8 protein-coding genes are annotated in these 6,536 nt (G+C 68.3%); 4 read left to right on the plus strand and 4 right to left on the minus strand.

Annotation, left to right across the window (positions count from 1 at the left end; translation table 11 throughout):
• Positions 1-12: 12 nt before the first annotated feature.
• Both ABTY62_RS15625 and ABTY62_RS15630 read right to left on the minus strand, forming a co-directional pair.
• Positions 13-540, minus strand: a complete 528-nt coding sequence (locus tag ABTY62_RS15625; protein ID WP_352129917.1) for a hypothetical protein — start codon at positions 538-540, stop codon at positions 13-15.
• A gap of 162 nt (positions 541-702) precedes the next feature.
• A complete protein-coding gene (locus ABTY62_RS15630) occupies positions 703-1,377 on the minus strand; it encodes a lytic polysaccharide monooxygenase auxiliary activity family 9 protein (RefSeq protein ID WP_352129918.1) in 675 nt (224 codons plus the stop codon).
• A gap of 597 nt (positions 1,378-1,974) precedes the next feature.
• On the opposite strand from ABTY62_RS15630, the gene ABTY62_RS15635 reads away from it, so the two are divergent.
• Positions 1,975-2,361, plus strand: a complete 387-nt coding sequence (locus ABTY62_RS15635) for a YrdB family protein (protein WP_352129919.1) — start codon at positions 1,975-1,977, stop codon at positions 2,359-2,361.
• A gap of 288 nt (positions 2,362-2,649) precedes the next feature.
• Here the strand turns inward: ABTY62_RS15635 and ABTY62_RS15640 are convergent, their stop codons facing one another.
• Positions 2,650-2,991, minus strand: coding sequence for a helix-turn-helix domain-containing protein (locus ABTY62_RS15640; RefSeq protein ID WP_352129920.1), 342 nt, complete (start codon positions 2,989-2,991; stop codon positions 2,650-2,652).
• Positions 2,988-3,470 (minus strand): type II toxin-antitoxin system RelE/ParE family toxin, encoded by a 483-nt coding sequence (locus ABTY62_RS15645; protein WP_352129921.1) that lies wholly within the window; start codon positions 3,468-3,470, stop codon positions 2,988-2,990. The genes ABTY62_RS15640 and ABTY62_RS15645 overlap by 4 nt, the downstream gene beginning before the upstream one ends.
• A gap of 108 nt (positions 3,471-3,578) precedes the next feature.
• On the opposite strand from ABTY62_RS15645, the gene ABTY62_RS15650 reads away from it, so the two are divergent.
• The 3 genes from ABTY62_RS15650 to ABTY62_RS15660 all read left to right on the plus strand — a co-directional run.
• Complete coding sequence (locus ABTY62_RS15650; protein WP_352129922.1) at positions 3,579-3,848, plus strand: hypothetical protein; 270 nt, start codon at positions 3,579-3,581, stop codon at positions 3,846-3,848.
• Positions 3,841-4,476, plus strand: a complete 636-nt coding sequence (locus ABTY62_RS15655) for a DUF6879 family protein (RefSeq protein WP_352129923.1) — start codon at positions 3,841-3,843, stop codon at positions 4,474-4,476. Before ABTY62_RS15650 ends, ABTY62_RS15655 begins: the two co-directional genes overlap by 8 nt.
• 274 nt (positions 4,477-4,750) lie before the next feature.
• Positions 4,751-6,536: ATP-binding protein (locus ABTY62_RS15660; protein ID WP_352129924.1), on the plus strand; the 1,786-nt coding region annotated here is incomplete at its 3' end.

Raw genomic sequence — 6,536 nt, forward strand, 5'->3', positions numbered from 1 at the left:
GGGGTGGGGGCGTCAGGCGCCCCCGTGGATGTCGTAGCCGCCGATCGTGGCGCCATAAGGCCGCAGGAACGGCTGGAGGTCCCGGCGAATGAGGTCGGCGTCGCGCGGAGAGGCGGTGGCGAAGGGGCGACGCAGTCGCACGCCCCAAGAGCTGTGGCCCCTGAAGATCCCCAGGTCGGGGACGAGGCCGCGGAGATCCACGCCCTCGCCGTACGGGGCCAGGCCGTGGACGCGGAGGGAGCATCCGGCGACGAAGCGCCTCGCCTGGAAGGTGACCGGCTGCTCAAGCGTGCGGACGGCGCTGGTGACGGTGGCCAGCGCGATGACCTTCCCGCGCGCCGAGCCGCGGAAGCAGTCGGCGGTCGCATAGATCAGCGCCTCGTCGTGTTGGCGCACGGCGCGCCGTGCGCTGTCGGCGCGGAGTTCCTCGAAGGCCATGTGCCCGTCGTTCAGGATCCAGTGGAGCAACTGCTGGTGGTTGACGATGAGCAGGTGGGTGGTGGGTGCGGCGGTGGCCTGGAGTGGGGTGAGGTTTCGCATGGTGCGCGCTCCTGTGGCTTGGACGTAGACGTTCTATCTGAACGCGTTGAACAACATTAGCGTTCAAGTCGTCGCTGTCAAACCAGGCCGGCGGGGGCGCGCGACAAGCCGAAGCGGCCCGCCAGGGCTCCTGGCGGGCCGCTCGTGCCGCTGGTGGGCGGCTCAGGTGAAGTTCACGTCGCTGCACAGGAAGTACGTCTGGTCCATGTGCGAGGCCTGCCAGATCGTGTAGACGACGTGGCGCCCGGTGTAGCCCGAGGTGCTGACGTCGATCGAGTAGTTCTGGCTGGGGCCGTACTTGCCGGTCTTGGTGATCAGCTGGAGGTCGCTCCACTTGAGCGGCTGGGTGGTGGGGTCGTAGCCCTGGCGGCTGACGTAGACCAGGAAGTAGTCCGCGCCGTGGCTGGCCTGGTCGTACAGCTTCACCGTGAACTTGCTGCTGATGTTCGTGGTCTGCCAGGCACCGACGGTGTCGAGGGAGTTGTAGCGGTTGCTCTCGGTGTGACCGCCGCTGCACAGCTGGCCGTCCGGGACCACCGCCGGGAAATTCCCCGCGGAGCCGTTGCGGTAGAGGCCGTTCCAGTTCCACATGGCGTTGGGGTTGTCCTGCCATGCCTGCCAGCACATGGGGTCTTTCTGTGCCATCTCGGGGTTCTGGAAGTCGTCCGCCCAGCGCAGCCAGCAGCCGTAGTTGCGGGACGCGGGGTCGATGACCGAGCCGTGGGCGGAGGCGGTGCCGGTCCAGGGGATCAGGGTGAGCAGTGCGGCGGACAGCAGGCCGAGGGCGCGGAGGGCCCAGCGTAAGGGGCGTCTGACCTGATCATGACAAACCTTCATGGCCGATCTCCATCGTCCGTGGGGGGATGGTGCCGATGGGTGCGGGGAGGTCCGGTGGTGATGGGAGCGCTCCCATTGCGGTGAGGGTGCCCGACGACACAGGAGCGAAACATGTGGTTCACCTATGGCCGAATCGGCCGGGGGCGGAGGAGCGGCGAAGGGGCCCGCCGGGCGCGGCCGCGGAGCATGTCACGCGGCACTCGCGCCCGACGGCCCCACTGCTCCCGGGCTTCGGCGAGGAGTCGGATTTCGGCCGTCGGGACGGGGCCAACTCCCCGCTTGGGTTCGGCGGGCCGTAAGGCCGACCCTTCACTGCTGTGCGCAACCGCCGCCAGGCCGGTCGTGTCCGCGGTTTCCGCCAGGTACGCCGGCCCGGCCCGAGCCCATCGGGTGCCTCGGATACTGTCCTGCCGACAGCAGCGGACGGCGGCTCGGCCCGCCAACTGGACCGCTCACCCCGGCCGACGCTCGTACCGTTCCTCCCGTTCCTTGCGCAAAGGTGGCACCCGTGCCTGTCGCATCACGTTCGATACCTGACCAGGCCCTCCACGGCGCCCCCTCCGGCACGACGCTCCACGACCACCCGGAGGCGACCAGATGAACGTCACGCTGGCCCTCGCCAACAACGACGGCATGCTCGCCGTCCGTTTCCTGCTCGAACTCGCCTCGCTGGCCTGCGTGACGCTCTGGGCGTGGCGCGCCGTGCCCCCGCCGTGGCGCTGGCTCGCCGTCGTCGCACTCCCGGTCGCCTTGGGCTGGGCATGGGGAACCTTCACCGTGCCGGACGACCCCTCCCGGTCCGGCGAGAGCGACATCCACACTCCGGGCCCGGCGCGGCTGCTCCTCGAACTCGCCATATTCTTCGGCGCGGTGGCCGCCCTCCACTTCGCTGGCCTACAGCGCGCCGCCCGCTGGCTGCTGGCGGTCATGGTCCTCTACCAGATCCTCGCCTACGACCGCATCACCTGGCTCCTCAGCCACTGACCCCCACCTCGACCGCTCCCGCCCACCCCTCCCAACCGGCACAGCGAACGCGACGCCCATGCCCAGCGAGCCCCCGGCGGGGGACGCAGCACATGGGGGCGAACCGAACCATTGATGGGCGGTGAGCTGGTGATCCAGATGGCCGTCCCGGTGAAACGGTAGGCCGTTGGTGCCTGGCAGTAGTTCTGAGCCGCGCAGGATTTGATCTACACGGCTCTGGAAGCCGACGGGATCTGCTACATCCCCGTTCGGTGAACCGAGGCATATGGGAAGTGTCACTCCACCCCGTCAGGCCGCGTCGGTGCGGTGCGGGGTGAAGGTCACCTGTGTGTCGTCATCATCGAGGGCGATGTTGAGCGAGGCGTCCAGGGCCTTGGCCAGCTTGGCGAGGAGGGGCAGCGTGGGAACGGTGTCGGAGCCCTCGATGCGCGAGATCTTGGCCTGGGTCAGTCCTGCGCGGGCGGCCAGCTTGGTCTGGGTCAGGGCGAGCTCGGTGCGGCGTTCGTACACGGCGCGGGCGAGGGCCATGGACAGAGCGATCTGCTGCCGGGCCTCGGCTACGTCATCCGGCTCCGTGAACCCCTCGGCGAGCTTCCGTTCGTGCAGGGTCTTCCAGCGGCTGTGGTTCATTGCTCAAGCTTTCCTTCCTCGATCACGCGTACGAACTCCTCATGCGCGGGGCCGTGTTCGGCTTCACAAGTCTTCTGGGCGAGCTTGGCCCGCCTGACCTCCGTTTCCTCGCGCATCTTCGTCTTCCGGAAGACGGTCAGCAGGACGGCCGTGCGATGGGGGGTGAGCCAGTACGTGATGCGTATGTCGGCGCCGTCCAGGGTGGGGCGCAGCTCGCGGACCCCGTCGCCGAGGAGTCCGACGTACGCATCGACTTTGAGGAAGTGCTTGGCTGGCAGGGCCTCCGCCAGTCGCGAACCTCTGGTTCGATCTCGATCGCGAAGAGCTCGTCCACACCGCAACGATATATGTCGTAGGCGACATATCTGAGCCGGCCCGAGTCTCGTCCGGGGGCTACTGGGCGGGCCCTGCAGTTGGCGGTGAGCTGGTGAAAGGCGTGCTACCGGGCACAAGCCTGCTGACCTTGGCCAGATCCACACGCTGGGTGAGCCGCGTGAGCGCCGCTGGGCGACCCTCTCACCTTTGGGTACGGCCCTGGATACACTCTGTAGCAACAGCGCGCTCGACCACCTCGACCGGAGGCAGACATGGCCCGTGCCTGGGAGGCTGACCCGTCCGCGTTATTCGAGCGTCGGCTGGGGAGATCTGCCGAAGAGCTGGGGAACTCCGATGGCAATGACGAGTGCCCGGACATCTGGCAGCTCGACAACGGTGATGTTGCTGTGATCGGCAGGGATCTGACAGCCGCCTACCGCACCCGCCTGCCTCAAGGCGTGAACCTCGCTCCGGACGAGCGGCTGGTCGTCATCCCAGGGAACATGCTCAGCGCGGCGAAGAAGGACCTCCCCGATGCTTGATCTCCTCGCCCCTGCCCTCGTTCCCGAGCAGGGTGAACGGCTGACCCGGACCGCCTACCGGCAGGACTTCCGGCAACGTGAGGAGGCGATCCGTGATGGGAATTCCTGGAAGCTGGAGCGTCGGCAACACTTCGAGGAGCAGGGCAGTCCGAGCCGGGACGCCCTGCGCCGGGGCGACTGGGATGAGGCACTGCGGCTTCTCGCCGACCGGCGCGACACCCTGGCCGCAGCCGCTCAGAAGGAGGCACGCAGGGGTTATGCCTTTCACCGTGTGCGGGTGGTCGAGAAGCCGCTGACGCCGTATGTGCAGTGGGAACTCCACTCCCAGCGGCAGCGTGCCGAGTACGGGCAGAGGATCAGGGTCGTCCCCGCCGAGCAGGTGGCCGCTTCGGAGAGTGCCCACTCGCTCCCGGAAGTGGTCGTCCTCGGCGGTCGCACCCTCTTCCAGGTCCTGTACACCGAGACAGGGGTCGCGAACGGCGCGATCCGTTACACCGACCGTGATCTTGTGACGCGCTGGGAGAACTACATCAAGGCGCTCTACGTGGTAGGTGAGGACGTGATCTCCTACTTCGACCGTGAGGTGGCGCACCTCGACCCGCCGACGCTGAGCGCAGGAAGGGAGTAGGCCGATCGCAGCGCCAGGCGGAGGGGACGAGCACTCCGGCAGCACCCATTCAGAGCTGTCGGGATCCTCACGTGACGTCGTCCAGGCGAGGAATGTCCACGGAGGCATCCACTTCCACACGCAGGGCAAGCCGGACCGGGGAAGTTCCGCGAGCCCCACCCCACGCCAGTTACCGGCTGACGTACGCGGATTCGTCAACCGCACCGATGAGCTCGGTGAACTCAACGCCGTTCTCACCAGCGAGGACGGCGGTCCACTCGTCGTCTCGGTATACGTGATAGCCGGCACTGCCGGCGCGGGGAAGACATCGCTGGCACTGCGCTGGGCACACCAGGTCCGGGAGCGCTTCCCGGATGGCCAGCTGTACGCCAATCTGCGCGGCTACGACCCCGGAGAGCCGGTCGCGGCACGTGAAGCCCTGCACCGCTTCCTCACCTCTCTCGGCGTCCCGGCCGATGCCGTACCGCAGGACCTCGATGCCGCTGCCGCGTTGTACCGCTCGTCGCTGGCCGACCGTCGGGTACTGATCGTCCTGGACAACGCGGCCAGCGTGGGCCAGGTCAGGCCGTTGCTGCCCGGAAGCTCGCACAGCCTGGTGCTGGTGACCAGCCGCAGTCGCCTGTCCGGCCTCGCCGTCCGTGACGGGGCCCATCGGCTCACGCTCGGCGTGCTGCCGGAACCGGAAGCGGTCGCCTTGCTGCGGGCCGTCACCGCTGGGTATCGACCGGTGGACGACGAGCAGCAACTCGCCGAATTGGCCCGGCTATGTGCACGGCTTCCGCTGGCGCTGCGCATAGCCGCGGAACGCGCGGCGAGCCACCCCCACCTCCGGCTGGCCGACCTGATCGCCGACCTGCGCGATGAATCTGCCCTCTGGGATGCCCTGAGCACCGGCGACGACGAGGAAGCCGAAGCAGTCCGCACCGTGTTCGCGTGGTCCTACCGTGCCCTGGCGGAGCAGGCCGCCCGCCTGTTCCGCCTGCTCGGCCTGCACCCTGGACCCGAGTTCGGGCTGCAGGCCGCCACGGCCTTGGTCGGGTCGACCAGCAGCAGTCGGACCCGGCAGCTGCTGGACTCTCTGGTCGGGGCTCACCTGCTGGAACAGACCGCCCCGGACCGCTACCAGTTCCATGACCTGCTGCGCGCCTACGCTATCGACCAGGCCCAGCAAGACGAGCCGCCTGCCGAGCGGGAGGTAGCCCTGGGCCGGGTGCTGGAGTGGTACCTGCACACCGCCGATGCCGCGCAGAGCTGGATCAACCCCGCCGAGGACCGCCTGACCCTCCCGCCTGTCCCGGGCGATGTCAGCCCACTGATGTTCCCCGACTACGACGCCGCCGTGGACTGGGCCGAGCGGGAGCACGCCAACCTCCTCCAGGCTGTACGTACGGCAGCCGACGCCGGGCAGGACCGACTGGCCTGGCAGTTGTCGGCAGTCCTATGGAACGCGCAGTTTCCTTCCGCTTCGGGCACGAGCTGGCCGGCTGTGGGCCGCATCGGGCGGGAGGCAGCGGAACGGCTGGGTGATCGCGCCGCGCAAGGCATCCTTCTCACCTGGCTCGGGATGGCCCACACCCGCATCAACCGCCTGGCTGAGAGTCTCGAATGCCACGAGAAAGCGCTGCTGATCCGGCGAGAGCTGGGTGACCGCCTGAGCGAAGCCCGCTCGCTCAACCTGATCGGGCTCAACCACCTCCGCGGCAGACGACTCGACGCCGCTGCCCGCCACTTCGAGCAGGCCATCGCCGTCTTCCAGGAGCAGGACGCCGCCCACTGGGCCGCCACCGCGCTGTCCAACCTGGCGACCGCCCACTACCGCGCCGGACGGCTTCCGGAGGCAGCAACCGTCATCGATCAGGCCCTGGCAGCGCATCGCGCGCTGGGCGGTCAGCGCGGCGAGGGCAACATCCTGCGCGTGTTGAGCGACGTCCGGCGTGAGCAGGGCGATGCCGAAGGAGCCCTGGTTGTTTTTGGCGGGATGAATGAGAGCCACTGGGGCGGCGGTTTCGAGAGCCACGTTCGTCCATCCGTGAAGGGGATGGATCACAGCACGGGTTCAT

This window comes from Streptomyces sp. NPDC097640 (assembly GCF_040302705.1).
GTDB lineage: Bacteria > Actinomycetota > Actinomycetes > Streptomycetales > Streptomycetaceae > Streptomyces.